This is a genomic window from Rhizobacter sp. Root1221 (assembly GCF_001425785.1).
Lineage (GTDB): Bacteria > Pseudomonadota > Gammaproteobacteria > Burkholderiales > Burkholderiaceae_C > Rhizobacter.
Genome location: NZ_LMDI01000019.1, coordinates 19603 through 36271, shown reverse-complemented (window position 1 = coordinate 36271; position 16669 = coordinate 19603). Strand labels below are relative to the sequence as shown.

Annotated in this window: 17 protein-coding genes; 12 read left to right on the top strand and 5 right to left on the bottom strand. The window is 67.1% G+C overall.

Annotated elements, in window-relative coordinates; genetic code table 11:
* Positions 1-7 precede the first annotated feature (7 nt).
* The 4 genes from ASC87_RS30765 to ASC87_RS15175 all read left to right on the top strand — a co-directional run bounded on the left by ASC87_RS30765 (position 8) and on the right by ASC87_RS15175 (position 1727).
* Positions 8-379, top strand: coding sequence for a hypothetical protein (locus ASC87_RS30765; RefSeq protein ID WP_200954364.1), 372 nt, complete (start codon positions 8-10; stop codon positions 377-379).
* 51 nt (positions 380-430) lie between these two features.
* A complete protein-coding gene (locus ASC87_RS15185) occupies positions 431-925 on the top strand; it encodes a DinB family protein (protein WP_056663425.1) in 495 nt (164 codons plus the stop codon).
* Positions 926-999: 74 nt separating this feature from the next.
* Positions 1000-1401, top strand: coding sequence for a hypothetical protein (locus ASC87_RS15180; protein ID WP_157604060.1), 402 nt, complete (start codon positions 1000-1002; stop codon positions 1399-1401).
* The gene (locus ASC87_RS15175) at positions 1398-1727 is read left to right on the top strand and encodes a hypothetical protein (protein WP_056663419.1); all 330 of its coding nucleotides are present in this window, start codon (positions 1398-1400) and stop codon (positions 1725-1727) included. Before ASC87_RS15180 ends, ASC87_RS15175 begins: the two co-directional genes overlap by 4 nt.
* Positions 1728-1771: 44 nt before the next feature.
* Here the strand turns inward: ASC87_RS15175 and ASC87_RS15170 are convergent, their stop codons facing one another.
* Genes ASC87_RS15170 through ASC87_RS15160 form a run of 3 tightly spaced genes read right to left on the bottom strand, consistent with a single transcriptional unit; the run spans position 1772 to position 5512 of the window.
* On the bottom strand, positions 1772-2545 hold the full coding sequence (locus ASC87_RS15170) for a MetQ/NlpA family ABC transporter substrate-binding protein (RefSeq protein WP_082568646.1): 774 nt from the start codon (positions 2543-2545) through the stop codon (positions 1772-1774).
* Positions 2542-3555, bottom strand: coding sequence for a formylglycine-generating enzyme family protein (locus ASC87_RS15165; protein WP_056663579.1), 1014 nt, complete (start codon positions 3553-3555; stop codon positions 2542-2544). The genes ASC87_RS15170 and ASC87_RS15165 overlap by 4 nt, the downstream gene beginning before the upstream one ends.
* A 22-nt stretch (positions 3556-3577) precedes the next feature.
* Positions 3578-5512, bottom strand: coding sequence for an arylsulfatase (locus tag ASC87_RS15160; protein ID WP_082568652.1), 1935 nt, complete (start codon positions 5510-5512; stop codon positions 3578-3580).
* 226 nt (positions 5513-5738) lie between these two features.
* Between ASC87_RS15160 and ASC87_RS32615 the strand changes: the two genes are divergently transcribed.
* Positions 5739-5912: a hypothetical protein gene (locus ASC87_RS32615; RefSeq protein WP_056663417.1), complete on the top strand. Its 174-nt coding sequence runs from the start codon at positions 5739-5741 to the stop codon at positions 5910-5912.
* Positions 5913-5939: 27 nt separating this feature from the next.
* Here the strand turns inward: ASC87_RS32615 and ASC87_RS15150 are convergent, their stop codons facing one another.
* Together ASC87_RS15150 and ASC87_RS15145 are read right to left on the bottom strand one after the other, a co-directional pair.
* Positions 5940-7607: a Na/Pi cotransporter family protein gene (locus tag ASC87_RS15150; RefSeq protein ID WP_056663416.1), complete on the bottom strand. Its 1668-nt coding sequence runs from the start codon at positions 7605-7607 to the stop codon at positions 5940-5942.
* A gap of 79 nt (positions 7608-7686) precedes the next feature.
* A complete protein-coding gene (locus ASC87_RS15145) occupies positions 7687-8883 on the bottom strand; it encodes a GGDEF domain-containing protein (RefSeq protein ID WP_056663414.1) in 1197 nt (398 codons plus the stop codon).
* A gap of 138 nt (positions 8884-9021) precedes the next feature.
* On the opposite strand from ASC87_RS15145, the gene ASC87_RS15140 reads away from it, so the two are divergent.
* The 7 genes from ASC87_RS15140 to ntrC all read left to right on the top strand — a co-directional run bounded on the left by ASC87_RS15140 (position 9022) and on the right by ntrC (position 16669).
* Entirely contained in the window at positions 9022-9837 is an 816-nt protein-coding gene (locus ASC87_RS15140; protein ID WP_056663412.1) for a TIGR00266 family protein, read from the top strand.
* A gap of 34 nt (positions 9838-9871) precedes the next feature.
* A complete protein-coding gene (locus ASC87_RS15135) occupies positions 9872-10741 on the top strand; it encodes an EI24 domain-containing protein (RefSeq protein WP_056663408.1) in 870 nt (289 codons plus the stop codon).
* 15 nt (positions 10742-10756) lie between these two features.
* Positions 10757-11575, top strand: coding sequence for a molybdopterin-binding protein (locus ASC87_RS15130; protein WP_056663406.1), 819 nt, complete (start codon positions 10757-10759; stop codon positions 11573-11575).
* A gap of 263 nt (positions 11576-11838) precedes the next feature.
* A complete protein-coding gene (gene glnA, locus ASC87_RS15125) occupies positions 11839-13254 on the top strand; it encodes a type I glutamate--ammonia ligase (protein WP_056663403.1) in 1416 nt (471 codons plus the stop codon).
* A gap of 194 nt (positions 13255-13448) precedes the next feature.
* Positions 13449-13970, top strand: a complete 522-nt coding sequence (locus ASC87_RS15120) for a hypothetical protein (RefSeq protein WP_056663400.1) — start codon at positions 13449-13451, stop codon at positions 13968-13970.
* Between the two features lie 71 nt (positions 13971-14041).
* Positions 14042-15064 (top strand): nitrogen regulation protein NR(II), encoded by a 1023-nt coding sequence (gene glnL / locus ASC87_RS15115; protein ID WP_157604064.1) that lies wholly within the window; start codon positions 14042-14044, stop codon positions 15062-15064.
* A 42-nt stretch (positions 15065-15106) separates the two neighbouring features.
* On the top strand, positions 15107-16669 hold the full coding sequence (gene ntrC, locus ASC87_RS15110; protein WP_056663395.1) for a nitrogen regulation protein NR(I): 1563 nt from the start codon (positions 15107-15109) through the stop codon (positions 16667-16669).

Sequence of the window (16669 nt, the reverse complement as noted above, 5' to 3'; positions counted from 1 at the left end):
ACTCGTTATGCATTACACAATCATCTTGTCAACATTGCTTCTTTGCGCCGCCTGCAGCAAGACATCGCCGCAACCAGCCGACGTCGCCCGGCCCACAGCGCAAGCCGACGCACCCGCATTACCCAACACGAAAGAGGCCACGCAAGCACTCCTTGAGATGCTGGACATGCAAGGGCAGCAAAATGCCGAAGCCAAGCTCGGCACTTGCATCCCAGCTGTTCAGGCCGAGCACCCAGGTCAAGTGGCCTGCACGGTGGCGGTGAAGATCGGGGCTGGTACTTCTGAAACCCAAGCGGATTTTTATCGCCGCGGCAGTCAATGGGTGGCCCAGCCGAGCAGATCGCAGGACCAGCTGCCATTTCCAGACCCCAAGCTTTGAAAGGCCTTCACGGCCGCGCAGCGACGAGCCATATCTTTCCGGGAGAGGCACATGCTCATCGAAACATTCAAGTACAAGCAATGGGCTGATCGACGCACGCTCGATGCAGTGGGCACGATGGATGAAAACGAGCACCCGTCATCCACGGCATTCGCACGACAGCAGCTGAACCACATGGTCAGGGTTGAAGAGCTGTTCAAAGCACGGCTCCTCGGTGAACTTGCCCCTCACGCTTCTACAAACACCGAGTCTGTTCCTGACCTCGATGAGCTTGATCGGCGAATGACGGCTTCGAATCTCTGGTTCGCCCGCTACATCGGGCAACTGGACAGCAGCCAACTGAACCAGTCGCTCAACTTCCAGTTCGTCGATGGCCTGCAGGGAACGATGACGCGCCGGGAGATCCTCTTTCACATCGTCAATCACGGCACCTATCACAGAGGTGCCATCGGCCATGCGTTGGACTTGGCAGAGGCGGTGCGGCCGGCGGACACCTACACGGTCTTCATTCACGCTGTCGAGCCAAGCCGCCGCGAAAACGCCTGACCCTGCCAGTCGATGAATGAGCGCATGCGTCTCTGCGTCCAACGGCAGGTTTCGGGTGGGCGCATCCGGTTCGAATGCGTGAAGCCCGCTACCATGTCACGACAGCGCACTCACTCAGGATGGTTGCCATGCGTCGCGTCGAGTTCATCAGCATCGAAGACGATTCCGACCTCATCGTGTCGTTCGCGCTCGCCCCGGCCGCGTACGACAGCTTCACGTTGATTCGGTCGCCCCAATTGGAATGGGCGCTGCCGGAAGACGAGCGAGGCACCAGCGTGTCAACGCTCGACCCGGCGGACCTGCGTCGCAATCTTCTCGTTTCGGTCACATGGAGAAGCGACACGGTCATCGTCAAGACGGAGCTGTACGAACACAAGCTGGATGTGTCGCGGGTTGATGCCGATGAAGTCGCCGAGGCCAAGGTGGTGCTTCGGAAGATGGTGGCGGACGGGTTGGCCACGTTCGAAGACAAGTGACCCACCACCTCACCGACGTTGTCCTGATGCGACTCTTCCTGCTGACCCTGCTGCTGGCCGGTTGCACCACCGGCCCGACCATCGCACCGATGGCCACCGCGCCGGACGTGTTCGTGCTCACCCGCGAATCGCCGGGCGGTTTCCCGATGAAAGACAAGCTGCAGGCCGAAGCCCTCGAGGAGGCACGCAAGTACTGCGAGGCACGGCAGGCGGTGCGCCAGGTGGTGGATTCACAGACGTCCACCGGTTGGAACATGACGGGCAACACGCCGCGGTTCCAGGTGCGCTTCCGCTGCGTGCCTCAGGCCGAACCCACGCCCAAGTAGGCTTCCGTGCTCGCCGCCCCCGTCGGCGGCGCGCGGGGTCGTGTTCACCAGGGCCTGCGCACCGAGTCCTGGTAGTGCTCGAAGACGAAGCGCTTGACGGTCTCGGACTGGTACGACGCCACCAGCGTGCGCACCCAGCCCGCGTCACGGTCGGCGCGGCGCACCGCCAGCACACCGGCCCACGGCGAGCGGGCGTCCTCCAGCCCGATGGAGTCGCGGGCGGGCAGCAGGCCGGCGCGCGCGGCGCAGGGCCGGGCGATCACGGCGGCGTCCACCCGGGTCAGCGCGGTGGCCAGATCGGCCTCCGGCAGCGGGGTCAACTGGAAGCGGAATCGGTTGCCCGTCACGTCGCGCAGCGTGGCAACCAGGCCCGAGCCAGGCCGCAGTTCCACGAGTCCGTGGTTGTGCAGCAGCACGAGTGCCCGCGCCAGGGTGGGGCGCTCGCGCGGGATGGCGATGGTGCTGCCCGGCCGCAGGGCGCGCACGGACGCGACACGGCGCGAGTAGATCGCAACCGGAAGTGTCACGGTGCTGGCGATGTTCGCGAGCCGCGCGGGGTGTTCGGCGGCGAACGCCACTGCATCCTGGAAACAGGCGGCGTCCAGGCGCCCGGCGGCCACGTCCGCGTTGATGCCGCGCCCGTCTTCGCGTTCTGCGAGCGCCAGCGCCAGGCCGCGGTCGGCGGCCACACGCTGCACCACCGCCATGATGTCCGCATGAGGGCCCGGGAGCACGCCGATTCGGCGCGGCGGCGTGACCGCGAACGCACGTGGTACCAGGCCCGCGGCACCGAGCAGCACGAGCTGGCGCCGGTTCATCGGTCACCCCGCCACACGGTGCGAAAGCCGATGTGGGCCGTCGCGAGGTCGGCTTCCTGTGCTTCGCGTGCCGAGGCTCGGTAGCGCACGCAGAAGTCGGGCGAACACAGGTACGAGCCGCCCTTGATCACCGTGCGTTCGTTCGGCCGGTGGAACGGGGCGGCCACGGCCGCGGTGTCGCCGTTCATGTGAGGCTGGTGCGGGCCGGTGTAGGCGTCGCGGGTCCATTCCCACACGTTGCCGATCATGTCGTGCAGGCCGAAGGCGCTGGCACCATAGCAGCCCACCGGCGCGAGGCCGGCGTGGCCGTCTTCGCGGGCATTGATGGCGGGAAAGATGCCTTGCCAGTAGTTGGCCGTGGGCTTGCCGGCGCCGTCGCGCGGGGCGGCGTCGAGCGGGTCGCCGGACTGGCCCGCCTTGCCGGCGTATTCCCATTCCACCTCGGTGGGCAGGTCGCGGCCCAGCCAGTGGGCGTAGGCGAGGGCGTCGGCCTTGGTCACGAACGTGACCGGCACGTTGTCGAGGCCGGTGATCCCACTGCCGGGGCCGCCGGGGTGGCGCCAGTCGGCGCCCTTCACGAACGTCCACCAGGCGTACGGGCGCTGGTTCATCTCGGCATCGGTGGGCGTGTGGAACACCACCGCGCCGCCCTGGCGCTCGGCTTCGGTGACGTATGCGGTCTCTTTCACGAACGCAGCGAACTGCGCCACGGTGACCTCGGTCTGGTCGATCCAGAAGGGCTGGACGTGCACGGGGGCGGCAGCGGCGGGGCGCTCGTCGGGATAGCCGCGGGTGCTGCCGAACGTGAAGTCGCCGCCGCGCAGCGGCACCATGCCGGCCTTCGGATCCTGCTGCCAGCCGGTGGGCAGGCCGGTGTAGGCGGCGCACTGCGCCTCGGCGCCGAGGGCGGCGCGGGGCGGCCCCGACGGGGCCGCGGTGGAATACAGCGCGAAGCCGCCGCCCGCCAACGCAAGCGCACCGGCGGCCGTGGCGATGCACCAGCGCGTCAAGATGGTCACGCGGGCGCTCCGGTCAGTAGTAGCCGACCGGACGCAGCGGCTCCACGCCACCCACGGATTTCATGTACTCCGCCCAGTTCGTGACGAGGCCCTGGACGACCGCGGGGTTCTTGTCCGCGAGGTCTCTGTTCTCGCCACGGTCGGTGGCCAGGTCGTACAGCTGCCAGTGGCCGTCTTCCGGGCCGAAGGGCGGTTCGGTCCACAGTGCCTTCCACTTGCCGTCGGCGCTCGTCAGGTACGCGCGGCCGTACGACTCGTCGCCGAACGGGGCCTTGCGCACGGATGTGGCCGTGTTGCCCAGCAGCACCTGCAGCAGCGACTGGCCGGTCACCGGGTACACGTTGCGGTTGTCGTAGACGACCTTGCCCTGGTTCTGGTCCACGCCGGTGAGCGTGTTGATCAGCGGCGGTGCGGCCTGGGTGGGCAGCGTGGCGCGGCCCGCGTCGAGGAGCGTGGCGGTCAGGTCGATGATGTGCGTGAAGTGCGCGAACGCGGGCAGGGCCTTCGTCTGCCCGGGCATGCGCACGATCAGCGGCGTGCTGACACCGCCTTCGCCGAAGTGGCCCTTCGTCTGGCGGAACGGCGTGGCGCTCACCTCGGCCCAGCGCATGCCGTACTGCAGGCGCCTGGCCGATGCGGTGCCGCTGTCCTTGCCCAGTGCCGAATACACCGGCTCCGTGGCGTTGGCTTCGTCGGTGGCCAGCGGGTCGGTGGCCGCCGAGGCGATGGGCCAGCCCTCGGCACCGTTGTCGGACTGGAACACGATCAGCGTGTTGTCGTACTCGCCGATGTCCTTCAGGTGCTGGATCAGCACGCCGATGTTGTGGTCGAGGTTGTCGACCATGCCGGCGTAGATCTCCATGTACCGCGACTGTGCCTTCTTCTCGAGGGCGGTCAGGCTGTCCCACTTCTTGTTGATGCGTCCCGCGCCGTGGTCGACGTACCCGTTGGCCGGGCTGTTGACCGCGCTGGTGTACTTCGCGTTGGCCGTGCCGTTGCTCGTGGTGGCTGGCGACGACACGCGGGTCTCGGCTTCGCCCTCGTAGGGCGTGAAGTCCTGCGGGATCAGGCCCAGCTGTTTCTGGCGGGCGATGCGCGCCGCGCGCACCACGTCATACCCCGCGTCGTACTTGCCCTTGTACTTGCCGAGGTAGGGCTCGGGCACCTGCAGCGGCCAGTGCGGCGATGTGTACGCGGCGTACGCGAAGAACGGCTTGCCGTCGCCCTGGCTGGCGTCGATGTAGTTGATCAGGCGCTGCGTGTAGAAGTCGGTGGAATAGAAGACCTCCGGTGTGCCTCCGGTGCCACCCGGCTGGCCGGGCTGGCCCGGCTGCACGTAGGCGCCGTTTTCGGTGTAGTTCCGCGAGCCGGCGGCTTCGTGGGCGTAGTGGTTGCTGGCGGCCCCGCCCATCAGCGCATAGCTCTTCTCGAAGCCCCACTGGTCGGGCGTGTGACCGGCGGTGCCCAGCGGCACCGGGCTGGCCGGGTTCGCGATGTTCGAGCCCAGGTGCCACTTGCCCGCCATGTAGGTGTGGTACCCCGCGTCCTTCAGCAGTTGTGCCACCGACAGCGAGCGGTCGTTCAGGTACCCCTCGTAGCCGGGCAGGCCGCGGCGTTCGTCGTTCGGTGCACCCATGGTGCCTTCTCCGACCAGGTGATGGTCGGTGCCCGAGATCAGCATCGAGCGCGTGATGGCGCACACCGTGCCGGTGTGGTGGTTCGTCAGCAGGCGGCCACTGGCGGCCAGTGCGTCGAGGTTCGGGGTTTCGATTTCGCCGCCATAGGCGCCGATGTCGGAGTAGCCCAGGTCGTCCGCCATGATGAAGACGATGTTCGGGCGCTTCGCGAGGGTGGCCGGGGTGGTCGTTTGCGCCGTGTCGTCACCGCCACCGCCGCATCCCTGGAGCGCGAGACTCAGCACCACGAGGCCGATGGCGGTCTTGCGCATGCCGTGCGAGGCGGCCGGGAACTTCTGCTGCATGAGAGACACTTCGAAGGAGAGGGGCTTGCAGCGTATCGGCCGCGGGCCCGCTCACGAAGCGCGGAATTCGACGAATCTCATGCGTTCTCTGGCGCACGGGTGCGCCATCGGCCTACACGGCCGGGCCCGGTTGTCCGCTCCCGCGGCGGCGCGGCCTCACCCATCATTCCTGCAGATGCAACAGGAGAGCGGTATGTCATTCGCCTTGTACCTGGCGGGGTTCGTCATCTTCATCGCGGGGGTCGCCTGGGCGCTCGTCACGGCCGGCGTGCCGGGCCTCTATGTGGCCATCGGCTCGGTGATCCTGCTGGGCATCGGCATGTTCACCGGCGTGTCGCGCACGCGTGGCAAGGACCCGTCCGCCTGATGCCCATGCGTCAGTCCAGGCGTGGGCTCATGCCTCATCCGTGAGGTCGGCCAGCTGCGACGGCCGGATGCGTGTCTTCGACAGTGCGCCGTGCGACTCCAGGATGGGGTACGCGATGGAGCAGATGTGCGAGTTGATGCGCTTCAGGTCGCTGATCAGGTCGATGTGGAGCGAGCTGGTCTCGATGCTCTGCGCGGTGTTGCCGCGCAGCCGCGCAAGGTGGCTGGCCGCGTACTCGTGTTCCAGGTCGCGAAAGCGCGCCTTCTCTTCCAGCAGGCGTTGCGCGTCACGCACCTGGCCGTCGAGGAACACCCCCATCGCGAGCCGAAGGTTCGACAGCAGCACCTCGTGCAGGTGCACGATCTCGGCCATGCCGGCGTCGGAGAAGCTGCGGTTCTTGCGCACCTTCTTGTCTTCCACGTCTTGCAGCACCCGCTCGATGGTGTCGCCCACCTGCTCCATGTTGATGGTGAACGACATCACGTCGGCCCAGCGCCGGCCTTCGCGCTCGGAGAGCGCCTCGCGGGAGACCTGGGTCAGGTAGAACTTGATGGCGGCGTACAGGTCGTCCACCGTGTCGTCCATGCGGCGCAGCTGTTCGGCCAGTTGCAGGTCGTTGTTGCGGATGACCGGCAGGATGCCGCGCAGCATGGTCTCGACGATGTCGGCCTGGTGCAGCGCCTCGCGGGCTGCGCAGCTGATAGCCAGCGACGGCGTGGCCAGCGCCACGGGGTCGAGGTGGCGGGGGCGGGTGTTGGCGGCGCTGGTGTCGGCCACCGGTAGCCAGCGATCTACCAGGCGGGCGATGGGACCGGTCAACCCGATGAACAGCACGGCCAGCGTGATGTTGAAACCGAGGTGGAAGGTGACGATCTGCTGGTGCACCGTGGGGATCAGATCCTGGAGCAGCACATGGGCGTGACCCACCAGCGGGATGGCCACCAGCACGCCGATCAGCTTGAACATCAGGTTGCCGAGCGGCAACCGCCGGGCCTGGGGAGTGGTGCCACCGGCGGCAATCAGGGCGAGCAACCCGCTGCCCACGTTGGCACCCAGCACCAGGCCCAGCGCCACCGGGGCTGTCAACATGCCGGTTTCGGCGAGCGTGGCCGTGAGCAGCACGATGGCGAGGCTCGAGTACGACATCACCGTGAGGGCTGCGCCCACCACGATGTCGAGCAGCACCTCGTTGGGCAGGGCCACCAGCAGCGCCCGCACCGCCGGCGAGGCGGTGAGCGGCCGGGTGGCCTCGACGATCAGGTGCAAGGCGAGCGTGATGAGCCCGAGGCCGATCAGCACCCGCCCGATGCGGCCGGCCGCCGTGGCCTGCCGCGTGGTGAACATCACCACCCCGACGAAGATCAGCAGCGGTGACAGCCAGGACAGGTCGAAGGAGAACACCACCGCCATCAGGCTGCTGCCCACATCGGCCCCGAGCATCACGGCCAGCGCCGCGGCGGTGGTGACGAGGCCCTTGCCGACGAACGACGAGACGATGAGGCACGTGGCCGTGCCGGACTGGACGATGGTGGTGACCCCGAGCCCGGCCAGCAGCGCCTTGAAGCGGTTGCCGAAGCTGCGTGACAGCACGAGCCGGAGGTTCTCCCCGAACACGCGGAGCACGCCGGTGCGCACGATGTGGGTTCCCCAGACGAGCAGGGCGATGGCGGCGAGCAGGTTGAGCAACGACTGCATGAAAGCGGCGGGCTCCGGGATGCGGTGGATGCCCCCAGTCTATCCCCGGCGGCGTTGTCGCGCGAATTTCACGGCGGGATCAGACCAGGCCGAGCGGCATGCTTTCCGCGAAAACCGGGTTGTCGTTGTCGCCGCTGGCCACGACCGCGCAGCTGCGCCCCTGGCGCTTGGCTTCGTAGAGGGCCTGGTCGGCACGGTGGAGTGCGGCGTCGACCGATTCGCCGGGCTGCACACGCACGACACCGAAGCTCAGGCCCAGCGGCACCGGCCGTTGACCGGACAGCGGGTCGACGATGCGGGAGGCCACGCCCACGGCGTCATCCGACGATGTGTGGGGCAGCAGCACCACGAACTCGTCTCCACCCAGGCGCCCAGCCACGTCGCCCGCGCGCAGCGAGTTGCGCAGGCTCTGGGCCACGTCGCACAGCGCCTCGTCGCCGGCCCTGTGACCGAACCGGTCGTTGATGCCCTTGAAGTGGTCGACGTCGAACATCAGCAGCGCAGCGCCGGCCGATGCGGGCGCTGCCAGCACGCGGGCGGCCAGCTCGTGGAAGTGCCGGCGGTTGGGCACCTGGGTGAGCATGTCGATGTTGGCCAGCTCGCGCAGCAGGCGCTGGGATTCGCCGAGGTCGTGCTGGGTGCGTTCGTAGGTGAGCAGCAGGGCCAGGTACACCATCATGAACGACAGCAGCACGGCGATCACGGCGCCGGCCAGCAGCAGGTTGATGGCCGATTCGGGGTTGTGCCGGGTGATGACGCTGTGGAGCATGCGCCACACGTGCATGGCGCAGGACATGAAGAGGGCCACCGACAGGGTCTTGAGGCCGGTGCTCGTGGCGTAGCTGTCCAGGCGCATCAGCAGTGCGGCCGTGTAGAGCAGCAGCACCGCGGCCGCGAACGAAAATGCGGCGATGCGCCACATCAGGTCGGTCTGGGCCACCCAGGTGGTGAGCCACAGCAGGTAGCCACCCACCAGCAGCATCCAGTCGAACGCGGCCGGCAGCGGCATCTCGTTGCGCTGGTAGAAGCGGCGCAGCCCGGCGAGCAGCAGCACCGGCCACTGCAGCACCAGCAGGTTGGCCAGCGGGAGGATGAGGGGGTGGGTGTCTCGCACCAGGTGGAGCCCGAGGCCCAGCGCGGCGAGGGCCTGGGCGGTGGTCCAGTGGGCGTAGCCGCGGTAGACACGCTGCGTGAACCCGAACACCGTCATCAGTGCTGCCGACATGGCCATCGCCAGCACGGAACAAAGCAGCAGGGTGGGTGGGTGGAGGTTCATGGCCGGTGTCAGAATCGATGGTGGATTTTCCGGCGAGGATCGGTTCTTTGGGTTCCCCCCGATGAACGATAAACGCCGCTGCCGGGCCCCCCAAAGGGAGGCCCGACCCATTTTTCTGACGACCGTGGAGAGAACAACGTGGCAATGGACGTGGTGGATTTCGAAATCAAGGGCTCCGAGATGCAGTTCGTCGAGGTCGAACTGGACCCGGGCGAAGCAGCCGTCGGCGAAGCCGGCAGCCTGATGTTCATGGACGCCGGCATCGGCATGGACACCGTCTTCGGTGACGGTTCGGCCCAGCAGGGCGGGTTCCTGGGCAAGCTGCTCGGCGCGGGCAAGCGCCTCGTCACTGGCGAATCGCTGTTCACCACGGTCTACACGAACCAGGCCTCGCGCAAGCTGCGGGTGGCGTTCGCCGCGCCGTACCCGGGCAAGATCCTCCCGATGGACCTGTCCAAGATGGGCGGCAAGCTCATCTGCCAGAAGGATGCCTTCCTGTGCGCCGCCAAGGGCGTGTCGCTCGGCATCCACTTCCAGCAGAAGATGTCGGTCGGATTCTTCGGCGGCGAAGGGTTCGTGATGCAGAAGCTCGAAGGCGATGGCCTGGCCTTTGTCCATGCCGGTGGCACCGTGGTGCGCCGCGAACTTAAGGCCGATGAAACGCTGCTGGTCGACACCGGTTGCCTGGTCGCCATGACGCCGGGTGTCAACTTCGAGATCCAGTACGTCGGCAAGATCAAGACGGCGCTGTTCGGCGGCGAAGGCCTCTTTTTCGCGAAGGTGACCGGTCCCGGCACGGTGTGGCTGCAGAGCCTGCCGTTCTCCCGCCTGGCGTCGCGTGTGTTCGCGGCGGCGCCGCAGCGCGGCGGTGGTGGCCGTGAAGAAGGCTCGGTGCTGGGCGGTTTTGCCGGCGGCGGCGTACTCGGTGGCCTGCTTGGCGGCGACGACGAATGACCCCCGGGCCTCGGGCCCGGTATCCTCGCCACCCATGACGTTGTTCATTGATTCGTTGTGGCGCGCGGCAGCGTACTGTCTGCACATCCGGGTGATCGTGTATTCACTGCTGCCGCTGGCGCTGATGGTGGCCATCGCGTTCGGGGCCGGCTGGTTCTTCTGGGAGCCTGCCATGGATGCCGTGGCCGACACCCTCGGCTCGTGGGACCTGGTGACCGTGGCGCACGAGTGGCTGTCGGGCGTGGGGCTGTCCGGCCTGAAGGCGGTGCTGCCACCGCTCATCGTGCTGCTCGTGGCCACGCCGGTGATCGTGGTGCTGTCGCTGCTGGCGGTGGCCACGCTGATGACGCCGGCCATGGTGCGGCTCGTGGCCGCGCGCCGGTTCGACACGCTCGAGAAGCGCCATGGGGGCTCATTCCTCTACAGCGTCGTGGGCGGGCTGGGCGCCACGGTGCTGGCGCTGCTCGCCATCATCGTCTCGATGCCGTTCTGGCTCATCCCGCCGCTCGTGCTGCTGGTGCCGCCGCTGATCTGGGGATGGCTCACCTACCGCGTGATGTCGTACGACGTGCTGGCCGACCACGCGTCCCGCGAGGAGCGCCGCGAACTCGTGCGGCGCCACAAGCCCTTCCTGCTGGCCATCGGGGTCATCACCGGTTACCTCGGGGCCGCGCCGTCGATCGTCTGGGCGTCCGGGGTGATGTTCATCGTGGCCGCGCCCGTGCTGATCCCCGTGGCCATCTGGATCTACACCCTCGTGTTCGCATTCTCGGCGCTGTGGTTCTCCCACTACGCGCTGTCGGCGCTGCAGGTGCTGCGGGCCGAGCAGACCCTGGTGCTGCGGGCCGAACCGCTCGAGCCGCCCGACCAGGGTACGCTGCCGCCCCTTCTTCCCCCTTTGTGAAACCGTGAGAACGCCATGAACTTCGGCCTGATCATCGTCGGCGACGAAATCCTCTCCGGCAAGCGCCAGGACAAACACCTGCCCAAGGTGATCGAGTTGCTCGCTGCCCGCGGGTTGTCGCTCGGCTGGGCGCGCTACGTGGGCGACGACCCCGCGCGCATCGCCGCCGACCTGGAAGACGCCTTCGCCGCCGCCGAACGCGACGGCGACATGGTGTTCAGCTGCGGCGGCATCGGTGCCACGCCCGACGACCACACACGCCAGAGCGCCGCCCGCGCGCTCGGCCGGCCGCTCCTGCTGCACCCAGAAGCGCGTGACCTGATCCTGCAGCGCATGCGCGAGGTTGCCGCCGAACAAGGCATTCCGTACGAACCCGACCGCGACGACAACGCGCACCGCCTGAACATGGGCGTGTTCCCCGAAGGCGCGGAGATCATTCCCAACCCCTACAACCGCATCGCCGGCTTTTCGGTGAAGGCCGGCGACGGGGCGGTGTGGTTCGTGCCCGGTTTTCCGGTGATGGCCTGGCCCATGATCGAGTGGGTGCTGGACCATCGGCTCGCGCACCTCCACCGGAGCGAGGTGCAGCGCGAGCAGTCGGTCATCGTGTTCGGGTCCATGGAGGCGGCGCTCACGCCGCTGATGGAAGACATCGAGGCCCGGTTCACCGGCATCAAGGTGTTCAGCCTGCCGAGCGTGGACCACCCGGAGTGGGGGCGCCACATCGAACTCGGGGTCAAGGGCGTTGGCGACGGTGTCGCCGCTGCCTACCGCCACCTGCTTGACGGGTTGCGCGCTCATGGTGCAGAGTTGGGCCCTGAATTGGTGCGCTGATGGCGGCGCATTTGCACAATATTGGTGCTGTCAAGCCGCCCTGGGATGGCCGCCTGACCCATCTGCGACGGTTCTGCTGCGAACCTCGCCCTGTGCCGCACGATCACTGCTGAAAACGCAGCGGATCGGGGCGCTCGCCTGGTCGGAATGGGCATGCTTTCTGCTACATTCCTGTGCGCGTTTCAGCGTCCGTCGGGGGCTGAACGCCTGTTCTGAATCATTCGAATCCACCCCGCCCAAAAGCGCCTCGCTAGGAGTTCCTGATGGCAAAGACCGTCGCCGACGTGATGAATCTGGTGAAGGAAAACGAGATCAAGTTCGTTGATTTCCGTTTCACCGACACCCGCGGCAAAGAGCAGCACGTGACCGTGCCCGTGTCCCACTTTGATGAAGACAAGTTCACGTCGGGCCACGCCTTCGACGGCTCGTCCATCGCGGGCTGGAAGGGCATCGAAGCCTCGGACATGCAGCTGATGCCTGATCCGAACACGGCGAACATCGACCCGTTCTTCGAAGAACCCACCCTGATCCTGACGTGTGACGTCATCGAGCCGGGCGACGGCAAGCCGTACGAACGCGATCCGCGTTCGCTGGCCAAGCGCGCTGAAGCCTACATGAAGGCCTCGGGCCTCGGCGACACCGCCTTCTTCGGCCCGGAACCCGAATTCTTCGTCTTCGACAACGTGCGTTGGTCGAACGACATGTCCGGCTGCTTCTCGAAGATCGAATCCGAAGAAGCCGCCTGGAACACGGGCAAGGAATACGAACACGGCAACTCGGGCCACCGTCCGGCCGTCAAGGGTGGCTACTTCCCCGTGCCCCCGGTCGACAGCGCGCAAGACATGCGCTCGGAAATGTGCCTGGTGCTCGAGTCCCTGGGCATCCCGGTGGAAGTTCACCACCACGAAGTGGCCAACGCCGGCCAGATGGAAATCGGCACCCGTTTCAGCACGCTCCTGCAGCGCGCCGACTGGGTCCAGCTCCAGAAGTACGTGATCCACAACGTGGCCCACTCGTACGGCAAGACCGCCACGTTCATGCCGAAGCCGATCGTCGGCGACAACGGCTCGGGCATGCACGTCCACCAGTCGGTCTGGAAAGACGGCAAGAACCTGTTCGCCGGTGACGGCTACGCCGGCCTGTCCGAGTTCGCGCTGTTCTACATCGGCGGCATCATCAAGCACGCTCGCGCGCTGAACGCCATCACGAACCCCGGCACCAACAGCTACAAGCGCCTGGTGCCTGGTTTCGAAGCCCCGGTGAAGCTGGCCTACTCGGCCAAGAACCGCTCGGCCTCGATCCGCATCCCGTACGTGGCGAACCCGAAGGGCCGCCGCGTGGAAGCCCGCTTCCCGGATCCCCTGATGAACCCGTACCTGGGTTTCTCGGCCATGCTGATGGCCGGTCTCGACGGCGTCGAGAACAAGATCCACCCGGGCGAAGCCGCCAGCAAGGATCTGTACCACCTGCCGCCGGAAGAAGACAAGCTGATCCCGACGGTCTGCCACAGCCTCGACCAGGCCCTGGACTACCTCGACAAGGACCGCGCGTTCCTGACGAAGGGTGGCGTGTTCACCGACTCCTACATCGATGCCTACATCGACCTGAAGATGCAGGAAGTCACGCGCTTCCGCATGGCGACCCACCCGGTCGAGTTCGACATGTACTACAGCCTCTGATCCCCCCGGGGATCATCCACCCGGCTCGCCGGGTGGGAGGAAACGAAGGGACGACGCGAGTCGTCCCTTTTTTTTGTTGGGGTTTGTTCTCGGGAACGTCCGGAGGGCAGGGCGGTCTTCTCCCAGAGGCCGCTCCTTCGGCCACAATGGGGCGGTTCCCGGGTCGGGGTTGGAGTGCAACAAAGGTGAAGTGCATGAGTCGTGTTGGCGGCAAGGCCGTTGTATTGCTGGCGCTGGCGATGGCCGGAGGGGGGGCGGTTGCCCAGACCGATTCCTCCAAACCCGTCTACCGGTGCCCGGGCAAGCCCGTGCTTTACACCGACGCCCTGTCGGCCAAGGAAGCCAAGGAAAAGGGGTGCACCACGCTCGAGGGCGCCCCGATCACGGTGATCGCGTCCCCGAAGCGCACGGCACCGGGGTCGTCGTCGGGTGCCCCGGCCGCCGGCCAGCCTGCGCGCCCCGACGCCCGCATCGACCCGAACGACCAGCGCCTGCGCGACAACGACGCCCGGCGCATCCTCGAGCAGGAGCTGCGCAAGGAAGAAGAGGCGCTGGCGGCGCTGAAGAAGGAATACAACAACGGTGAACCCGAACGCCGCGGCGACGAGCGCAACTACCAGAAGTACCTGGACCGCACCGCGGAACTCAAGGCCAGCCTCGCCCGCAAGGAAAGCGACGTGGCGGCGCTGAAACGCGAACTCGGCAAGATCCAGTGAACGCGTCTCTCCGCAACGCCGGCGCCGCGAGCGCCGCCGCGACCTATGTGGCGTTCGACCACCTTGCCACCATGGTGGCCGTGGTCCGCCACGACGGCAGCTGCCTCTTTGCCAATGCGTCATTCGAGAATGTGCTGGGCCTGTCGCGCCGCAACGTGCTGCGGGGGTCGCTGTTCGAGTGGTTCGTCGAATCCCAGCTCGTGCGCGACACGGTCGCCGCGGTGGCCCGCAACGATTTCGCCACCAGCCGTTTCGACGGCCAGTTGCGCCGGCCCCTGGCCGCGCACGGAGAGCCGTTGCCCGTCCACGTCATCGTCAACCAGATGGACCGGAGCGACCAGGTCATCGTCGAGCTGGTCGAGATCGAGCAGCAGACCCGGCAGGACCGCGAGGAGCGCGCCCTCGACCAGGCCCAGGCCAACAAGGAACTGATCCGCAACCTCGCCCACGAGATCAAGAACCCGCTGGGCGGCATCCGCGGCGCCGCGCAACTGCTCGAGATGGAAGTGGAGAGCCGGGCGCTCACCGAATACACCCAGGTCATCATCAACGAGGCCGACCGCCTGCAGGCCCTGGTTGACCGCCTGCTCGCCCCGCACCGCAAGCCCCACGTGGTGAGCGACGTCAACATCCACGAGGTGTGCGAGCGCGTCCGGTCGCTGATCCTCGCCGAGTTCCCGCGCGGCCTCACGGTCCAGCGCGACTACGACATCTCCATCCCCGACTTCCGCGGGGACCGCGAGCAACTCATCCAGGCCGTGCTCAACATCGCCCACAACGCCGCCCAGGCGCTGGTGGAGCGCATTGCCCGGGGCGACGGCAGCATCACGCTGCGCACGCGCATCGCCCGGCAGGTCACCCTCGGCAAACAACGCTATCGACTGGCATTGGAATTGCATATCGAGGACAACGGCCCGGGAATCCCCGAGTCGATTCGGGATCGCATTTTCTACCCGCTGGTGTCGGGGCGCGATGGCGGGTCGGGCTTGGGGCTCACGTTGGCGCAGACGTTCGTGCAACAACACCAGGGCATGATCGAATGTGAAAGCCAACCGGGCCAGACTATTTTCAAGATCGTGATTCCGCTGCCTTGAGCACCCGGCTCGTGTCGGCGGAAGCACAACCACAGGCACGGCATGAAACCCATCTGGATCGTTGACGACGACCAATCCATCCGCTTCGTGTTGGAGAAGGCACTGGCCCGCGAGGAACTGGCGGTTCGCAGTTTCACCAACACCCGCGACGTGCTCCTCGCCCTGGAAGACGAAGCGCCGCAGGTACTGGTCTCCGACATCCGCATGCCGGGCGGCTCGGGCATCGAGTTGCTGACCAAGGTCAAGGAACGCCATCCTGGCCTGCCGGTCATCATCATGACCGCGTACTCCGACCTCGACAGCGCGGTGAGCGCCTTCCAGGGCGGCGCATTCGAATACCTCCCCAAACCGTTCGACGTGCCGAAGGCGGTCGAGTTGATCCGCCGCGCGCTCGATGAAAGCGTCCGCGAGGAAGTGCGCGATGAACGCATGGCGCAGATGCCCGAGATGCTGGGCCAGGCGCCGGCGATGCAGGACGTGTTCCGCGCCATCGGCCGGCTGAGCCAGAGCATCGTCACCGTGCTGATCACCGGCGAGTCGGGCTCCGGCAAGGAACTCGTCGCCCACGCGCTGCACAAGCACAGCCCGCGCGCAGCCGGCCCGTTCGTGGCCATCAACACCGCGGCCATCCCGAAAGACCTGCTCGAATCCGAACTCTTCGGCCACGAGCGCGGCGCCTTCACCGGTGCCCAGACCACGCGGCGCGGCCGTTTCGAACAGGCCGACGGGGGCACGCTGTTCCTCGATGAAATCGGCGACATGCCGTTCGACCTCCAGACCCGCCTGCTGCGGGTGCTGAGCGACGGCCAGTTCTACCGCGTGGGCGGGCACAACCCGCTGCGCAGCAACGTGCGCGTGATCGCCGCCACCCATCAGAACCTCGAGGAGCGGGTCAAGCTCGGCGCGTTCCGCGAAGACTTGTTCCACCGCCTGAACGTGATCCGCCTGCGCCTGCCGGCGCTGCGCGAACGCCGCGAGGACGTGCCCGCGCTGACCCGCTTCTTCCTGCAAAAGAGCGCGAAGGAGCTGGGTGTCGAAGCCAAGCGCATCACCGACTCGGCGCTGTCGCGGTTGATGCAGTTCGACTTCCCCGGCAACGTGCGCCAGCTCGAGAACATCTGCCACTGGCTGACCGTGATGGCCCCGGCCCAGGTGGTGGAGCCGAAGGACCTGCCGCCCGAACTGATGGGCGGCGAAGGCAGCCCCGAGTCGCGCCACGTGCCCGTGCCCGCGGCGCCGGTGCCGCCCGGATTGGAGGGCGTCCATGGGGACCATGCCGGGCTCGGCCCGGCTGCGCCCGCGCCGTGGGTGCCGCCGGCCGTGGTCTACCCGTCGAACATCGATGCCGTGTCGGCGTCGCCCGCGATGTCGGCTGGCTCGTCGGTGCCCACGCACTGGCTCGCCGACCTCGAGCGCGAATCGCGCACGATGCTGCAGGCCGGCATGCCGGAAGTGTGGGACACGCTCACCCGCAAGTTCGAGGCGCAGCTGATCCACACCGCCCTCGAGATCACCCGGGGCCGGCGCATCGAGGCCGCGCAGAAGCTCGGCATCGGGCGCAACACCATCACGCGCAAGATCCAGGAGCTGGGCCTGGAGGACTAG